Origin of the sequence: Herbaspirillum sp. GCM10030257, assembly GCF_042666555.1 — a bacterium.
Lineage (GTDB): Bacteria > Pseudomonadota > Gammaproteobacteria > Burkholderiales > Burkholderiaceae_D > Noviherbaspirillum.
In genome coordinates this window covers 184181-200908 of record NZ_JBHTDH010000010.1, presented here as the reverse complement: position 1 = coordinate 200908, position 16728 = coordinate 184181, and the positions used below count along the sequence as shown (strand labels likewise).

The 16728-nt window shown below is 54.1% G+C and carries 11 protein-coding genes and 2 pseudogenes; 5 read left to right on the top strand and 8 right to left on the bottom strand.

Going from position 1 to position 16728, the window contains the following annotated elements; all coding sequences use genetic code 11:
* Positions 1-572: 572 nt before the first annotated feature.
* Positions 573-986 (bottom strand): response regulator, encoded by a 414-nt coding sequence (locus ACFQUU_RS17000; protein WP_382249215.1) that lies wholly within the window; start codon positions 984-986, stop codon positions 573-575.
* 172 nt (positions 987-1158) lie between these two features.
* Here ACFQUU_RS17000 and ACFQUU_RS16995 point away from each other — a divergent pair, with 172 nt between their 5' ends.
* The 5 genes and pseudogenes from ACFQUU_RS16995 to ACFQUU_RS16975 all read left to right on the top strand — a co-directional run.
* Entirely contained in the window at positions 1159-3072 is a 1914-nt protein-coding gene (locus tag ACFQUU_RS16995; protein ID WP_382249213.1) for a PAS domain S-box protein, read from the top strand.
* 74 nt (positions 3073-3146) lie between these two features.
* The gene (locus ACFQUU_RS16990) at positions 3147-3686 is read left to right on the top strand and encodes a helix-turn-helix domain-containing protein (protein ID WP_382249211.1); all 540 of its coding nucleotides are present in this window, start codon (positions 3147-3149) and stop codon (positions 3684-3686) included.
* On the top strand, positions 3683-3799 hold the full coding sequence (locus ACFQUU_RS16985; RefSeq protein ID WP_382249209.1) for a zinc-ribbon domain-containing protein: 117 nt from the start codon (positions 3683-3685) through the stop codon (positions 3797-3799). The genes ACFQUU_RS16990 and ACFQUU_RS16985 overlap by 4 nt, the downstream gene beginning before the upstream one ends.
* Positions 3800-3937: 138 nt before the next feature.
* On the top strand, positions 3938-4960 hold the full coding sequence (locus tag ACFQUU_RS16980) for an IS110 family transposase (RefSeq protein ID WP_382249207.1): 1023 nt from the start codon (positions 3938-3940) through the stop codon (positions 4958-4960).
* Positions 4961-5227: 267 nt separating this feature from the next.
* Positions 5228-5578, top strand: a pseudogene (locus tag ACFQUU_RS16975) (transposase); the annotation flags it as partial.
* Here ACFQUU_RS16975 and ACFQUU_RS16970 read toward each other — a convergent pair.
* From ACFQUU_RS16970 to ACFQUU_RS16940, 7 genes and pseudogenes are all read right to left on the bottom strand, one after another.
* Positions 5561-6931 carry a transposase gene (locus ACFQUU_RS16970; protein ID WP_382249205.1) on the bottom strand — a complete coding sequence of 457 codons (1371 nt, stop codon included), beginning with the start codon at positions 6929-6931 and terminating at the stop codon, positions 5561-5563. The pseudogene ACFQUU_RS16975 and the gene ACFQUU_RS16970 sit on opposite strands and share 18 nt — an antisense overlap.
* Positions 6932-7146: 215 nt before the next feature.
* On the bottom strand, positions 7147-8850 hold the full coding sequence (locus ACFQUU_RS16965) for an ATP-binding protein (protein WP_382249203.1): 1704 nt from the start codon (positions 8848-8850) through the stop codon (positions 7147-7149).
* Positions 8851-8919: 69 nt separating this feature from the next.
* Positions 8920-10170, bottom strand: a pseudogene (locus ACFQUU_RS16960) (IS256 family transposase).
* 467 nt (positions 10171-10637) lie between these two features.
* A complete protein-coding gene (locus ACFQUU_RS16955; RefSeq protein WP_382249201.1) occupies positions 10638-12050 on the bottom strand; it encodes a response regulator in 1413 nt (470 codons plus the stop codon).
* Between the two features lie 114 nt (positions 12051-12164).
* Entirely contained in the window at positions 12165-13673 is a 1509-nt protein-coding gene (locus ACFQUU_RS16950) for an ATPase domain-containing protein (RefSeq protein ID WP_382249199.1), read from the bottom strand.
* A 464-nt stretch (positions 13674-14137) separates the two neighbouring features.
* Complete coding sequence (locus ACFQUU_RS16945; RefSeq protein WP_382249197.1) at positions 14138-15574, bottom strand: IS1182 family transposase; 1437 nt, start codon at positions 15572-15574, stop codon at positions 14138-14140.
* Positions 15575-15997: 423 nt separating this feature from the next.
* A complete protein-coding gene (locus ACFQUU_RS16940) occupies positions 15998-16624 on the bottom strand; it encodes a TetR/AcrR family transcriptional regulator (protein ID WP_382249195.1) in 627 nt (208 codons plus the stop codon).
* Positions 16625-16728 lie beyond the last annotated feature (104 nt).

Here is a 16728-nt window from a genome sequence, read left to right as displayed (position 1 = left end):
CACGGTGCATTGGACTGGCTCACGCCGGCTGAATTCGCCCGCCAGTGCTGGGCCAGGCAACGAAGAGAGGCAACAAAGGAGCCGAAAAACTCTACCTTAGAACGGCACTAATTCCGGGTGGGGATCATTCTAACCGCAGTTTCCATCGCGGTTTCGGACTAAGTTGGGTTGCAGGTCAATCTGCCTCTTCCAATATTTCGTATACCTCACGTGCCCCAAATATATTGGAAGCGTAAATTACGAACCGCCCCAGAAGAAAGGGGACTTTTCTTGCGCCAGACAGGTAATTCATGGGAAGCCTCTAACACAGCAATCGAGGATGTATCCCAATGGCGGGGGGAGAGGTTGCTGAAGTCTTGGGTGAAGAAACTCAGACTTTATTCCTGATCCTGTCGTGAAGGTCACGCGAGGACTACATCAGGAAGTCAACGTCTATCGGAGATTTTTTGGCTCCTGTTTCCGGAATTTCAATAGTATAAAATTATTGAAAATGAATCGCAATAGATAAAGGCCAGTAGCGCCATACATAGGAACACCGTTATACGTGAGGAATGCGTAACGCTAAACTGGACTCAGTGTCGGATGCACCGTGTAGCGATGCCACACATTGTCTGAATAAAGTGCTGAATATCCATCGGTTTGACAACGTATTCTTCAATGCCCAATGCAATGGTCGTCTTGATATCGGCTTCCATCACCGATCCAGTCAAGACAACGACAGGGATCGATGCAAGCGTTGGGGTGGCCCTTATGGTTCTAAGGACTGTAATGCCATCAATCGCAGGTAATTTTAAGTCCACCAAGACCAATCCAGGATTTCCGGGGTGTCTGTGCTGGTATTGCTGGCGGCGTAGCAAGTAGTCGAGCGCTTCCTCGCCGTCCCTGGCGACAATGACCTCATTGGCTACACCGCACCTCTTCAATGCAAGCAGCGCAAATTCGATGTCGTTTTCGGCATCTTCAACCAGCAGGATTGGGCGGCTCATCAAGGTAAGTCGATCGTATGGAAAACCTGAAAATGCCTACAGGTCATGTGTTCTTTTCATGGTTAAAGCGGCTCAAGTACATATACTTTCATCCAAGCATGCAGGGCGGCAGGAGTGTACCATTACCCCTTGGCCGCGCAAGTCACGGCAGTCTTACAGGAATGGCAATACTATGAATGACATGACCCCGTCGCTGCCCCAAAAAACGGCAGTGGAGAGTCGGTTTCAGCTGCTTGTCTCAGGCATCAACGACTACGCGATCTACATGTTGGACCCAGACGGTATCGTGACGAGCTGGAATGCAGGCGCGCAACGCTTTAAAGGATACACGGCCGAAGAAATCATCGGTCAACATTTCTCCCGCTTTTATAGGCCCGAAGACCAACAGTCCGGCCTGCCAGCCAGAGCGCTTGAGATTGCCTTGAAGGAAGGCAAATTCGAATCAGAAGGGTGGCGCGTCCGCAAGGACGGTACGCAATTCTGGACCAGTGTCGTCATTGATCCGATCTACGATACGACGGGTCAGCATATCGGCTTTGCCAAGATTACACGGGATGTGACCGAACGCAGAAATGCCCAGGAAGCGTTGCGGGAAAGTGAGCAGCGGTTTCGCATGCTGGTACAGGGCGTGACCGATTATGCGATCTACATGCTATCGCCAGCTGGTGAGGTCACCAACTGGAATCTAGGTGCCGAACGAATCAAGGGGTATAGCGCCGAGGAAGTCATCGGCACGTCGTTTGGCCGCTTCCATACCCCTGAAGACCAGGCCGCAGGCATGCCTGCTGCAGCCTTGGCAAATGCTGCCAAGGACGGTCGATTCGAGCGCGAGGGCTGGCGAGTGCGCAAAGATGGTAGTCGCTTCTGGGCGCATGTCATCATTGATGCGATTTACAACGATGACGGGTCATTGGCGGGTTTTGCCAAGATCACCCGCGACATCACTGAAAAGAAGGAAGCTGCCGAAGCCCTTGAGCGCGCCAACGCAGCGTTGTTTCAATCCCAGAAAATGGAAGCCATCGGCCAGCTGACCGGTGGTATCGCACATGACTTTAATAACCTGTTGTCAGTCATCAGCAATGGTCTCGAAATATTGCCGTTGAAAACCCAGGAGCCGGCTGAGCTCAAGATCCTGGAGAGTATGAAACGCGCAGTCGACCGTGGCGCCACACTGACCCAGCAACTGCTTTCCTTTGCCCGCCAGCAGCCGCTGCGTCCGGAAAAGCATAACTTGAACAGTGTGATCAATGGCTTTGAAGCCGTATTGCGCAGAGCCGGCAATTCCACCATTGCGTTCAACGTGAACCTTGCAGCAGACCTGCAGACGGCGATGGTTGATGCTCCCCGCTTTGAAACTGCATTGCTGAACTTGGTGGTGAACGCACGCGATGCGATGCCAAACGGTGGTGCCATCTCGATCTTCACATCGAATGTAACCTTGGACGACCAGCAAATTACCGGTTTAACGGCTGGACGGTATGTGAAGGTATCAGTGTCGGATACCGGATCAGGCATGTCCCCTGAGGTAATGGCTCGCGCGTTTGAGCCGTTCTTCACTACCAAAGAGATCGGTAAGGGCACTGGTTTAGGGCTAAGCCAGGTGTATGGCTTCATGCAGCAGTCCAAAGGAGGCGTGAGTATTGACTCAGCAATTGATCGCGGGACCACAATCAGCTTGTTTTTGCCGGCATTTGATGAAAGCGGTAGTGATACTGTTTCAGCCGAAGACAGTAGTGAGAAGGCATTAGTGGTTGATGACGAACCGGATGTGATGGAGATGGCGGCGGCCCTGTTCCGCAGCATCGGCTATGAGGTGCTTACCGCCAACAATGGAGTGGCAGCGCTGGAAACACTGCAACGGACCAAGGACATTGCGGTGCTATTCTCAGACGTCATGATGCCGAGCATGACAGGCATTGAACTGGCAAAACGGGCGCGGGAACTGCGCCCGACCATGAAAATACTGCTAGCAACAGGATACCCTCTACCGGCATTGAAAGCGCAACATAGTGGCGCCGACGAATTCACGTTCATTAACAAGCCATATAAGTTGGCCGAGCTCGCGAAGAAACTCCGGTTTACATAGTACGCATGCTAAGCAGGCAAAGGAAAGGATTTTGACCTAGACTGGTTCCAAGCACTTGGCAGGAGGGAATTGCCATGAATGGAATCCATTTAACTGCAAAAGAGCAACAGCTACTCGAGCAAACACTCCATACGACCCATGATGCCCGGCTGTATCGTCGCACCCTGGCGCTCTTGGAATGCAGCCGCGGGCGTCAAGTCAAGGATGTGGCAACGGCGTTAGGCGTCACCCGGCAAAGCATTCATAACTGGGCAGTTCGGTTTCAACGGCAGCATACCGCGCTGGCGTTGACCGATGGACCGCGTCCGGGACGTCCCCGTCATGCCGACGACCGGGTCGAAACTTTGTTGCAAGCACTGCTGGCTATCACGCCGGATCGCTGCGGCTATCAGGCCAAGTTCTGGACGGCGCCGCTATTGTGCGACCAAGTGCGCAAGAATCTGCAGGTCGAGTGTTGTGACGTTACGCTGCGTCTTTGCCTGCGGCGGATGGGTTACCGGTGGAAGCGGCCACGCTATGTGCTGGCGCCAGATCCACAACGCGAGAAAAAAAAGCCAGATTCAGCAGATTCTACGGCGCTTGCCGGAGCGCAGCGTCATCCTCGCCGAGGATGAGACAGATCTACTTCAGTTCCCACCACTGCGCGCGATGTGGTCACCGCGTGGGGTACCAGCCCGAGTCATGCTCAGTGGTGGCAATGCTAGACGCGTCGTCTTTGGCTGCTTGAATTTGAAGACCGGGCATCGTCTGTTCAGAGCATGCCGACGTCAACGGGCTGGAGAGTTCCAGGCGTAATGAGATGGTTACCCTCCACCCTATCAGCGACTACGCTGGTAGGGTGTTTTTACTTTGAGCGGAGACCATTATGGAAGACGTGACATTGATTGGTATTGACCTTGGGAAGCATTCTTTCCACCTGCACGGCCAAGATCGGCGCGGTAAAGCCGTCTTTCGCAAAAAGCTCTCCCGCAAGCAACTCATCGAGTTCCTTGCTACCTTTCACCCCTGCACCGTCGTTATGGAAGCCTGCGCCGGCGCGCACCACATGGCGCGGCACCTGGCATCGTTTGGCCACGACGTCAAGCTGATCAATCCTCAGTTCGTGCGCCCCTTCGTCAAGAGCAACAAGAACGATTTCATCGACGCCGAGGCAATCTGCGAAGCCGCTTCGCGTCCTAATATGCGGTTCGTCACACCGAAGACCGAAGCTCAGCAGGTGCTGGGCGCACTACACCGGGTACGAGAATCACTGGTGCGCGACAAGGTCAAGACGACTAACCAGATCCATGGCTTCCTACTGGAATTCGGCATCAGCCTGCCCATCGGCCAAGCCGCAATCACTCGTCTTTTTTCCGTGCTGGCAGAACACCGCCTGCCAGTACGGCTGGTATCCCTGCTCGAACGGCTGCATAACCATTACCAATACTTGGTGGAACAGATTGCCGCAGTGGAGAAGGACCTAACCCGGCAGCTGGTTGATGACGACCTGGGTCAGCGATTGCTGGCAGTGCCGGGGCTCGGCCCCATCACTGCCAGCCTGCTGTCGGCCGAGATTGGCGACGGAAGGCAATACCGCTGCGGCCGGGATTTCGCTGCCTCGATCGGGCTGGTGCCGCGCCAGTACAGCACCGGTGGCAAAGCCCTCCTGCTTGGCATCAGCAAGCGCGGCGACAAGAACCTGCGGCGGTTGCTGGTGCAGTGCGCCCGTGCCTATATGCAGCGACTGGAGCGCCATACGGGTCGCGTGGCGGAATGGGTGCGCGAAATGCTGATGCGACGCCACTCCAATGTCGTTGCCTGCGCATTAGCCAACAAGCTGGCGCGTACCGTCTGGGCAATGGCGGCCCGGCACACAGAATACCGGATCGCGGTTGCCAGAACCGCATAGCACCCCGATCCACCATGCAGTTGTATTGAATCACCCAACTGGTTTTGCGACTGGAGAAATTGGATGACGTGAACGGCGCACCGGCCTGACAGCTAACCTCACCGTAGAAATGGCTCTTTGAAGCCGAAGGCGTTTTCAGGACTGTCAGGCGCGACTCTCATCGTGGCGCGGAGATCGACCTCTCCACACAGACGCCGGATAGATTTACGCAAGCCACAGCACAACGTCTGAAATCCAGGTTGCAAAAAGGAGGGTAACCATAGATTTCTATGGCAGGTGCATCACCATTACCGGGGTAGGCATATCGTCATGCTACTCGATAGCGATACCAGCCATACCGCCAGGTCGTCACAAACCCTCGCCAAGCGTCTCGGCATCGAGTTGATTTGGCTACCCAAGCGCGCGCCCGAACTAAACCCAGTGGAAGCGCTATGGGGGCCGGCCAAGAAGGTGGTCAGCGCAAACTGGCAGTACCAGTCGATTGACGAGCACGTCGATGCCTTCCTTGCTTACGTTCGAGGCTTGTCCAATGCTACGGCTAGAAAGACTGCGGGCCTCTTATCCAAACGCTGCTGGCTCCGCCGCGCAACGTCAAAACATTTATCTTCGGGTGCTTAGGGCTCCATGAGTCAACCGTATTGCCAAGCGTCTTAGGTTCTGTGCCGTCGCCGCCAGTAAGAACTCATCGTGTGCCCCTGATAGTCCACGCAGTCTTAAGCGGTCCAGCTTCACAATGCGCTTGAGATGGGCAAACAGCATCTCCACCTTCTTGCGCTCGCATCGGGACTGCTGATACTGCGGTGTGTCCATAATGCTGCGAGCCAGGTCCCGCGCATCTTCGTGGATGCTGCGCGCGATCTTGCGGGTCGGGGTATTGGGACAGCATTGCGGTTTCAGACTGCAGTGTTGGCAGTCTTGCTTAGTGGAGTGATAGAGAATCGTGTCAGCTTTGGTAATGTGGGACCGTGGATTGGTAAATGTCCGCCATTGACTGCGCAATGCCTGTCCACCCAGGCAGCGGTATTCGTTCGCAGTGGCGTCCCAGATGAAGTCACTTGCAGCAAAGGTTCCATCCTTGCGTGCTGACATGTCCCATACCGGCACGTGTGGCTCAATTCCCTTCTGTTCAACTAGCCAGCCCAGCATGGAGGCAGACCCGTAGCCTGTGTCGCCGATCAACCGTTGCGGCTTCAATTGAAATCGCCGCTCGACTCGGTCGATCATAATACGTGTCGCCTGTGCTTGTGCACCATGGTTAGTTGATGACGGCTCAACATCGACAATGATGCCGGCCTTTACATCGACCAAATAATTAGTTGAATAGGCAAAGAAGACGGGGCCCGCAGTGGCCGTCCAGGACGCCCCCGGATCCGTTAGCGAGATAGACTTCGGTGGATCGACGAGAGGATTGGCTGCGGTTAATGCAGCAAGGTATTCTCTGACTGGACGAGTCCAGTGCTCGGGATTGCCCCAGTCAATCTCTTGTACACCTCTTACCGCATGCTGGCGCCGAACATCTGCCTTGATGACGCTCGCATCCGTGGCAAAGCCTTCACCACTAACAAGATTTTCGGCCATACATCGGCGCAGTACTGACTCGAACAATTCACGGAAAGCATCACTATCGCGAAACCGACCATGGCGGTTCTTGGAGAAGGTCGAGTGATCCGGGACCCTGTCATGGATGCCAAGCCGACAGAACCAGCGATACGCCAGATTCAGATGCACCTCTTCACACAGCCGGCGCTCAGAACGGATTCCGTAGCAATAGCCAATAATTAGCATGCGGATGATCAGTTCTGGATCTACCGAAGGGCACCCTATCTGGCTATAGAAGTCCGTTAGATGCGCGCGGAATTCTGTTAGGTCAAGATGACGGTCAATGGCTCTCAGCAGATGATCCTGTGGGACGAACTCTTCTAGATTAATCAGTTCAGTACGTTGCCGAGGAATAAGTTGCTTCCCCATCATGATGGCCTCCACGGCGATGTCGTCCTGTCACATTACGACCTCCTCATCAGAGGTCAAGGGACATTTTTCAACACCATCTGCCGGACTCGGCGATAGGCCGGAATTATCCTGCCGTCAGCTATAGGCCACCTTACGGGCCTGTCTGACCGCCGGTGATAGACACTTGTCGACTCAAAACGGACATTGCTGGTTACTTCCTTTTAGCGTTAGTGCAGTTAGTTATTATTGATTTCAGCTAGTAGGCTAGCCAGTTTTGCGCTATCCATTGGCTTGGCAAAGTAATGGTCGAAGCCAGCATTCAGCGCAGCATCGCGGTCTTGTTCTTGGCCGTAACCGGTAACGGCAATCAAGATTGCCTTTGTCGTCTCAGGCTGCATCCGAAGGCGCCGTGCCAGTTCGTTGCCATCCATGTCGGGCAAGCCGATATCGAGTAGAAAAACATCCGGCGTTTCAATTTGGGCGCGTTCGAGGGCTCGGCGCGGATGGTGTTCGACAAGCACTTGATGTCCTAAGGCTTCGATGAGCATCGCTAGCATCTGTGCCGCGTCAGCATTGTCATCCACTATCATCACCCTTACTGCCTTGCTCGGATCATCGGTGTTTAAGGCTTGCGGTTCAAGGTTTGCGGAAATCTGTTTTTCAAGTAAATTGGGCAGGCACACCACAAATCGGCTTCCCTTCCCGACCCCGTCACTTTGGACCGTGACGCTTCCCCCATGAAGCTCCATTAAGCTTTTTACTAGCGCTAATCCAATCCCCAAACCACCTTGAGAACGGTCGGATGTCTGGGCTGCCTGAGCAAACAGTTCAAATGCTCTCGCCTGAAATTCCGTCGTCATGCCGACACCGTTGTCGGAAACGACTATCTTGATATGGCTGCCATCCACTTCCATGCTCAGGACAATGTCGCCGCCTTCCGGCGTGAATTTCGCAGCATTGGTCAGCAGATTAGTGACGACCTGTACCAATCGTTTTTCATCCCCTGATACGAAAGCCGATTCGGGCGGCGTATGCAATGCTAGTCGATGACCGCGCGCTTCAATCAGCGGCCGCACCTGCTCGACTGCATCAGACAAAATTCTTTTTGCATCAAGCTTTGTCTTGTCAAGCGTTACCAAGCCACGGGTGACACGTGAGACATCAAGCAGATCATCGACCAACCCGGTCATGTGCTTTACCTGGCGCCTAATGATGCCGCTGGTTTGCTTGATCCGAGCCTCGTCTGGATGACCCAGACCAAGCAGGTCGGCTGCGGCTGCGATCGGCGCAAGCGGATTACGCAGTTCATGGGCGAGCATCGCCAGAAATTCGTCCTTCCTACGGGCCTCGTCCCGCATCTGGTCCGTGTACTGTTTCAATACTTCATTGGTAGATGTTAGCTCGGCATTTTTTGCCGCAAGCTCCATACTCCGATACTGAACCTCCTTTTCCATTATCATTTTCTGCGCAGTTAATTCGGCTCGCTCTCGTTCGTGAGCTTTGTTCTCAGCGAGAAGCTGCACGAAATCGGTTACGTCCTGGGCGCGATGGATGATGTAAAGAATTTCTCCGTCCGGTGAAAGCGTCGCCTTGTTTACCGGACGCCAGTAACGCTCCTCGAAGCCTGTTCCGTCTGGTTTGGGTATGTCATACCGCAGGAGCGCCATAGTATCCACAGATTTCGTCGCAATGACTCGCCGAAAAGATTCAGCCAACAGCCCTGTCGAGTGTGATTCCGGAATGACGGGGTTATCGGGGAAGACGTCGAAGAGAGGCTTACCCAGAATGTTTTCCCGCTCCGTCAGCGTGTCCCTCAGGTAATCTTCAGTGACTGCAACGATCGTAAAATCCGCATCGGGAAGCAGGATGAGAAAAGAGGCTGGTGAACTTTCGAAAATACGCTGGTAATGATCAGTGGAAATACTGAGATGATGGTTCATATAGGGTGCTAGATTTCGACTTTGTCGGTTCAGATCGGACGTGTCAGGAATTCTGTGTGCGAGGTCGGTTTAGTTAATGGCGTCGGTAAAGCGCTCGCCGAACATGATGGCAAACTGATTGGCTGCCTGCTTCAACGTCCGCTGCGGCATCTTCCAATCTTTTTCAATATTGCGCAAGGCTAGGAACAGCAGCTTGGTCGCAGCCTCGTCGCTGGGGAAGTAGCCCCGATTCTTGACGATCTTGCGCACTCGCATATGCAGGCTTTCGATAGCATTGGTAGTGTAGATGATGGTTCTGACCTCAGGTGGGTACGCAAAGAACGGAATCACCTGCTGCCATTGGCGTTTCCACATCGCCGCCACCGTCGGAAACTTGCTACCCCAAGGGCCAGCGGCAAACTCTTCCAGCGCCGCAGCGGCCAGATCCGCGTTAGCCGCCTAGTAGACCGGCTTGAGCGCTGCTGCAAAGTCTTTGCGGTCCTTCCATCCTGCCAGGGTCGTCGAGTTACGGATCAAATGCACGATGCAGGTTTGGACCTGCGCCTGTGGATAGACCGCTTCAATAGCTTCCGGGAAGCCGCGTAGACCGTCGATTACCGCGATTAGGATGTCGTTCAAGCCGCGGTTTTTCAGATCGTTGAAGACCTTGAGCCAGAACTTGGCCCCTTCGGTTTGCTCGACCCACAATCCCAGCACTTCTTTACGACCATCGGCGCGCACCCCCAAGTGCCAGTATACCGCCTTGTTCTTGACTGTCCGTTCGTCACGGATCTTCAGGCGTAGCGCGTCGAAGTACACGATCGGATACATGGCCTCCAGCGGACGCTGCTGCCAGTATGTCACCACTTCGATGACTTCATCGGTAATGGTGGAAATCAGGTCCGGTGACACTTTGGTGCCATACAGCTCCAGCAAGTGGCCCTGCATCTCCCGTACCGTCATGCCGCGTGCGTACATGCTGATGACATAATCGTCAAAGCCAGGCATGCGCCGCTGGTGTTTGGCCACCAACTTGGGCTCAAAGCTCGACAGCCGGTCACGCTGTACATCAAGCTACAGTTCGCCGCCAGGCGCCAGTACCTTCCTGGAAGATGTGCCATTGCGGTGGTTCTTGCTTGCATCGCCTTCGTTGGCCAAGTGATGGGTCAGTTCGGCCGCCAGCATGCGTTCGGCCAGCATCTTCTTGAGATGACCGGCCAGTCCGGATTCGCCCAGAATCGATTCGGCATCCTTGTTCTGGACCGTTGCCAGCAACTGGTCAATGAGTTCGATTGGAAACGGCGGTGGCGCTTTCTGTTTTTTAGGCTTCTTGGTGCTCATTACGTCGGTCATGGAATTTCCCTTTCGGCATTATTTCATGACCTCGCTTTACACAAAAATTCTGTTAGGCTCTTCAGATCGCTGCATCGCTGATTATATTTGACAGTTTTCTCAAGCCAATTACGCCTCACTGGAATCTGTTTGAGTGACTTATATGAGAATGTCCGCGGATCGGGAGCTTACGTCAAGTTTAGCTACCGCGGATCGATGGATTAGTCCGCTATTGGCTGAACTCGGCGGTAGGCAGGTCTCGAGTTGCTATCAGCTATAGGACACTTTCCAGACCTTACCTGGCTGGTGGCGACTGGCCGTTGCCGACCTGTTACGGCCTATCAGCCAGAATTCTTGAATGTCTGCAGTAATATCAAGAAGTGGATATTAAGCTATGGAGGTGGCCAGCCGGATTCGACCGAGCGTGAATCCTCGGCATTACCAATCCGATTGAATTTCTGCAAGCCGATTGCAAGTTACGCGGCATGCGCGATCTGCGCCAAATGGTTTCGCAAAACCGTTAGGTCAACCGGCTTCACTAGGTGATGTTGCATGCCCGCCTCGGCTGCACGTTGACGCACATCGTCGTGTCCCCAGCCGGTCAAGGCAACTATCACAAGATTGTCTCTTCCCAATTGCTGCCGGATGTTGCGCGCTGCGGTGTACCCGTCCATATCAGGCAAGCCAATATCCATTAAAACGACATGGGGCTTCGCATGCTGGGCCGTTTCGATTGCTTGCCGGCCATTGTATGCCGTGAAGACCGTATGCCCATCACATTCCAGCATCATCTGCAGCATATTTGCCCCATCGTGATTGTCGTCGACCACGAGAATACGTAGCTTGCTCGCCCCATTCTGGTTGCTTTCCGGTTCAGCAGATGGCTGCTCGTCATAGCGTTCAGTCGGGATCACGATAGGAAGCGTCAGTACGAACTCGCAGCCATGGCCGATACCGTCACTGGTTGCATGGATGCTGCCGCCATGCATCTCGGTAAAGCGTTTTGCCAGCCCCAAGCCAATTCCGAGCCCGCCAAAGATTTGCCCATGCGCTGGATCGCTTTGTGTGAACATGTCAAAAATACGTGACAAGGCGTCGCCTTCCAGACCTATTCCGGAATCCTTGATCTTGACGATGATGTTGTTTCCGGCAACTTGCACCGTAAAAAGGATAGTCGACGGCTCCTGCGTAAACTTGATGGCATTTGCCAGCACATTCGCCAGACTCTGTACGAGCCGGGCCGGATCGCCGTCCAGCATCACATCGCCAGCGGGCTGGGACACGTCAACCCGATGCTTGGCCGCATCAAGCAGAGGCTTACAAATCTCGACCGTGTGCGCTACCACTGCAGACAGTGCCACACGCTCCCTCTGCAAAGTCACTTTGCCGCTGGTAATGCGTGCCACATCCAGCAGATCATCAACCAGGCGCGTAAGGTGAGCCACCTGACGTTCAACGACTTGGGTGACTGCGTGCACAGCAGTGGCAACAGGGAACATACCGTTGAGTACCTGCATGGAAGTTCGGATCGGCGCCAGGGGATTACGCAATTCATGCCCAAGACTAGCTAGGAACTCATCCTTGAGCCGATCGGCTTCGCGGATCTGATATTGACGCATACGGCCACGTAGTGCCGAGCGCGCGGCACTGACTAGAGTGGCACCACGGACTGGCCGCTCCAATAATGTGACATTGCCTAGTCTTTCAACCACATGGTGCAGTCCCGGCGATTCAACCCCGTGATTGCTCAATATGAGAATTGGTAAATCTGACCAGGTAGGCTGTTCCGCCACATACTGTGCAAGTGGCGTGAGAAGACCGGCTCTGAGCGCCTCTTCCACAATGAACAAGGCACCTGCACCTTGGCTCAGTTCATGCAAAATCTCCACGATGCTCTTACATGCATAGCACTCCAATCCGGCGACTTGGAATACCTTTGATGCGAGCACAGCATCTTTTCCAACCGGGGCATAGACAAGTATCCTGTTTTCCATGCAGGGGCCTTAGTCGATACTGGAGCTACCGACTTCCGGGGCAGCATGGTCCAATATCGCCGGTATGCCCGAAAGAATACCGTGAAACTCGCGCAGCACTGGGCCTACCTGAATGCCATGTTCCGACATGCAGAATTGCCGGATCGTGCGCTCGTGCTTGCCGCCCCTTTTTTTGAATACTGAGATGGCTTGCAGCACCTCGCCGCGCACTTCGAAATAACGCAGCATGATGACGTTGTCAGCCAGATAGCTGATATTCGCCGTGCTCGTCATATTCGGACCAAGCATCCCCTGCTGCACGCCGACCAGGAGGGTTACTACCCCGCGCTGCCCCAGATAACTGAGCAGTTCATGCAAATGAGTCGTCAGGAATTGCTCGTCTGGCATTGCATTGAGATATCCGTTCAAGCTGTCGATCACAATAACCTTGGCACCGGCATCGGCTGCGCGGCATACCGTATCAGCATACTCACCGGGGGTCAGCTCAGCCGGATCCACTTGCTGAATGGACAACTGGTTTGATTCAAACGGGCTACGCAAGTCCATGCCGAGTCCATCGCAGCGGTTAAGCAAGTTGCTGATAGATTCTTCGAAAATGAACATCGCTGCACTCTGGCCCTGCTGTATAGCGGACATCACAAACTGTGCCGCGAGCGATGATTTGCCAGCGCCGGGGGGGCCAACAACAAAGGTACTCGTGCTCTCTTCAATGCCACCACCCAAAAGCGTATCGAGTTGCGCTACCCCGCTTGGAAACCGACTGGGCTTGTTCATCATGCGTGATTCGGACGCAATTAATCGAGGATAGGCGATGAGTCCCCCACGCCGGATCACGTAATCGTGCAACCCCTCCCGGAATGCCATTCCCCGATATTTGATCACACGCACGTGGCGACGTGTGGCGCCGTAATTACTCAATGTCTGATCGAGTGAAATGACGCCATGGGCAATGCTGCGCACTTCCAGGTCTTTTTCACCCGCCGTACGGTCGTCGAGGAACACGACGGTACAGGCTCGCCGTGAAAAAAATTGTTTAAACGCCATCACCTGCCGCCTGTACCGCAATGCATTTACAGCGAGTAACTGAAGTTCTGAAAGTGAATCGAGCACGACACGCACGGGTTTAAGTGCTTCTATCGCAGCAATCAATTTCTGCGTCGTCTCACTTAGCTCGACTTCGGACGGGTGGAAAATCGTATATTGCTCTTCAGGATCGAGCATTTTTTCTGAAGGAATCACCTCGTGGATATGGACGCCGTCCAGTGACCATCCATGCGAAGCGGCGACCGCGCGGATCTCCGCCTCGGTTTCCGATAGGGTCATGTAAAGGACGGTCTCACCTGCTTGAGCGCCTTCCAATAGGAACTGCAGGGACATCGTGGTTTTTCCAGTACCTGGCTCGCCCTCAATCAAATAAAGCCGGTCGCGTGTCAATCCGCCACCCAGGATGCAATCGATGCCAGGAATACCCGTCGATAATAACTCAGATGATGAAGTAGTTTTTTTAGATGCCGTCAAACGAAGCTCCACAGTTACTCATTGCAACGATTAAAAAGTTGCAATAATATTAATCTACGTGGAGCATTTGAAGAGAAAATGGGCCACAAGGAAGTTGCCCACTGAAAATAGAGACGCCGAAAATGGGTCAAGCCACTTTCACGAACTTTAGAGCAGGGACGAATTGTAGCCGAATTCAACAACGCTGGTGGACTGCCCATATCGGATGGACTGATGGTGAGGATCTTTCACAAAGTCATAACGAAGACTGGGAGAATCTTGTACGGCAATGTCCACGCGACTTTCCGGAAAATAAATGGTCGGTCTCGTAACTGGCGCATTATATGGGATTGGGCTTTTTCCGGGTTTTACCAGGTCTTGGACCGAGGTTGTATGCAAACGTCCTCAGTACGGCCTTAAATCAGGATCTGAGGAATAACATTAGTTTCTAATTACTCGCGGGTGTCATTTAAAGGCCTTTCATCCTATTTTCTCATCGCTGTAATCAATGTTTCCGTGCCGAGGATATTCATCATTCGCTTCATGTTATATGCCAAGACATGCAAGCTCATCTCAGTTTGCACTTTTGGAAGCCTTTTCATCAGGAAGTGCGTAGCACCCATCCACGCCTTCAACGTACCAAACGGATTTTCAACAGTGCAGCGGCGAGTCATTGCCAACCCGGGTCGTTCGTCAAGTCGCCGTTGCATCCCTTCTAGTACTTCCTCGTGCTCCCCGCGCGTAATGCGCCGGTAGTCACCAGTGGTGCACCTCGGCTTGAGCGCACATGTCGGGCATGCCGAGGTCCAATATTTATGCAGTAATTCGCCACGTTCTTCGGTCTTGCAGCGCCATGGTGCACGTTGGCCGGCTGGGCACAGGTATTCATCACTTTGCGCCAGATAGATAAAGTCGCGCTTGTCGAATTTCCCCAGCGCCCGGTTATTCGACGTGATGGGCTTGGGTACCAACGGCACCGCACCCTGCTGTTCGCAAGCACGGATTTCCACGCCACTGAAGTAGCCACGGTCAGCTATGGCAACCAGCTCCTTCTTTGCAGTGACCTTCTGGACATGCTTAGTCATGTTGGCAAGCTGGTTCCTGTCATGACCAACATTGGTAACTTCATGGGCAACGATCAGGTGGTGCGTTGTGTCGACGGCGGTCTGCACGTTGTAACCGACCATGCCCGTGCCGCGTCCGCTAGTAGCCATGGAGCGTGCGTCCGGGTCAGTTTCAGAGATCTGCTGGTCTGGCACCTGCTGCAGTTGCTTCTCTAGCTCGTTGAACTCGGCGATCTGCCGCTTGAAGGAGGCAATCTTGTCTCTAATGTGCTGTACGCGCATCTTGGTTGTCAGCTCCGGCTGCCGGTCAGCGCGGTCAAGTTCTTTCATGTAGCGGGCGATGCTCTCTTCGACCTGTTCAATACGTGCTTTGATTTTACGCTGTGTGTAGTTCTTGTCACGGTTGTTCACCGCCTTGAACTTGCTTCCGTCAATGGCGACCGCGCCGCCTTCAAACATGTTCAGCTTGTGACATAACAGGACGAATTGCCGGCAGACGTTACGGATGGCCTGTCCATTGTCCTTGCGGAAGTCGGCAATGGTCTTGAAGTCAGGTGTGAGCCGGCTGGTCAGCCACATCAGTTCGACATTACGTTGTGTTTCACGTTCCAGGCGCCGGCTGGACTGAATTCGGTTCAGATAGCCATATACGTAGATCTTCAAAAGTACTGCTGGATGATACGAGGGTCGACCTGTTTCGGCAGGAACTGCGCCCTCAAAACTAAGTGCTTTCAAATCAAGCGAGTCGATGAAAGCGTCAACGACGCGAACGGGATTGTCTTCGGCGACGTACTCGTCCTGCTGTGCCGGAAACAAGATGGTTTGCGTCCGTTCGACTCCCTCAATGAATCGCTTCATCCGGATCCCCTTCTTGTTAGGTGATATCCGTATGACCTCTTAATCTAAGTTTCGTTTACTCAGATAGGCATGTTTTCACACAGGCTGGACCCAAAGCAGAAGTGGCCGATTCCGAAAAGCGAACATTCTGGTAAAAGTGAGACTCGTTAGCAGCGTTTTCGGCCATTCCTTCAGCTGGAGCGCAACGGCAGCTACGCGCCTAATTTCAGTCGCGCAGCGTCCTTAGAAGCGGTCATTGGTTCAAGCGACGATCTGACTACTGGTGGTGGGTGGATAGTGCTCTGTCTGCTTTCGAGAGGCCGATGGCGATCGCTGCCGTCCCGAAAAGGATGCTGTTTGGGGAATGGCCAAGTTTTGTGGGTTGCGCACCCAGCAGCTCGATGGCCACTAACTCGAGAAGCTGCCGCGCGGGGGCGAGATCGCCTATTCCGCGGCACGTGTCCCCGTCAGCAAGACCATCAGCACATGGTCAACAAGCCTGATCAGACGCTCTCGCGGGATCGATGCACCAGCCGGTCCGGCGTAATGGGCCAGGAGCGCGACTACCGTATCACCAAAGACGTCGAGCTCAACCTCCGACATGGGCGCGTGTCCCGCATCAGCCGCTCGCTTGGCGAGCTTGTCCAGCTCTGCCCGAACGAACGTGCCGAAGCGCGCGGTCAGGGTTCGATACAGGTCTGGGTGCAACCGCGCCATTTCCATCGTCGCGGTGACGATCTCGGGACTGTCGTCGCAGTTACCGACCTGCACCATCAACGCGAGAAGATCGTCTCGCAGCGATGTGCCGGGATAGCGAGGCGGATCCATTGGATTCAGCGTGGCAACGGCATCGGCCACCACATCCGCTTTCGCCGTCCAACGCCGATAAAGCGTCGCCTTCGAAACCCCCGCACGCGCCGCCACATCGGTCATCGTCAGACCGTGGTACCCCTTTTCACCAAGAAGCTCGAGCGTTGCGCTGATGATGACATCGTCGCGACTTCTGTCTTGGGAGCGCCCCCGTTCTGCCGCCGGCAGACGACGCTGGTGTAGGTTGGCTTGATCGGTCATGCCAAACATTATAGATGATGGCTGAGATAATCCGAAACTCTGCCTTTTCGAAACTATTGCGTTTCGTATTGGATGGACTTATTATGTTCGGACTTCCCCGGCGC

Excerpts from the sequence above, each read along its gene's own strand:
- ACFQUU_RS17000 (WP_382249215.1), bottom strand. The coding sequence starts at position 986 with ATGAGCCGCCCAATCCTGCTGGTTGAAGATGCCGAAAACGACATCGAA.
- ACFQUU_RS16995 (WP_382249213.1), top strand. The coding sequence starts at position 1,159 with ATGAATGACATGACCCCGTCGCTGCCCCAAAAAACGGCAGTGGAGAGT.
- ACFQUU_RS16990 (WP_382249211.1), top strand. The coding sequence starts at position 3,147 with ATGAATGGAATCCATTTAACTGCAAAAGAGCAACAGCTACTCGAGCAA.
- ACFQUU_RS16985 (WP_382249209.1), top strand. The coding sequence starts at position 3,683 with ATGAGACAGATCTACTTCAGTTCCCACCACTGCGCGCGATGTGGTCAC.
- ACFQUU_RS16980 (WP_382249207.1), top strand. The coding sequence starts at position 3,938 with ATGGAAGACGTGACATTGATTGGTATTGACCTTGGGAAGCATTCTTTC.
- ACFQUU_RS16970 (WP_382249205.1), bottom strand. The coding sequence starts at position 6,931 with ATGATGGGGAAGCAACTTATTCCTCGGCAACGTACTGAACTGATTAAT.
- ACFQUU_RS16965 (WP_382249203.1), bottom strand. The coding sequence starts at position 8,850 with ATGAACCATCATCTCAGTATTTCCACTGATCATTACCAGCGTATTTTC.
- ACFQUU_RS16945 (WP_382249197.1), bottom strand. The coding sequence starts at position 15,574 with ATGAAGCGATTCATTGAGGGAGTCGAACGGACGCAAACCATCTTGTTT.
- ACFQUU_RS16940 (WP_382249195.1), bottom strand. The coding sequence starts at position 16,624 with ATGACCGATCAAGCCAACCTACACCAGCGTCGTCTGCCGGCGGCAGAA.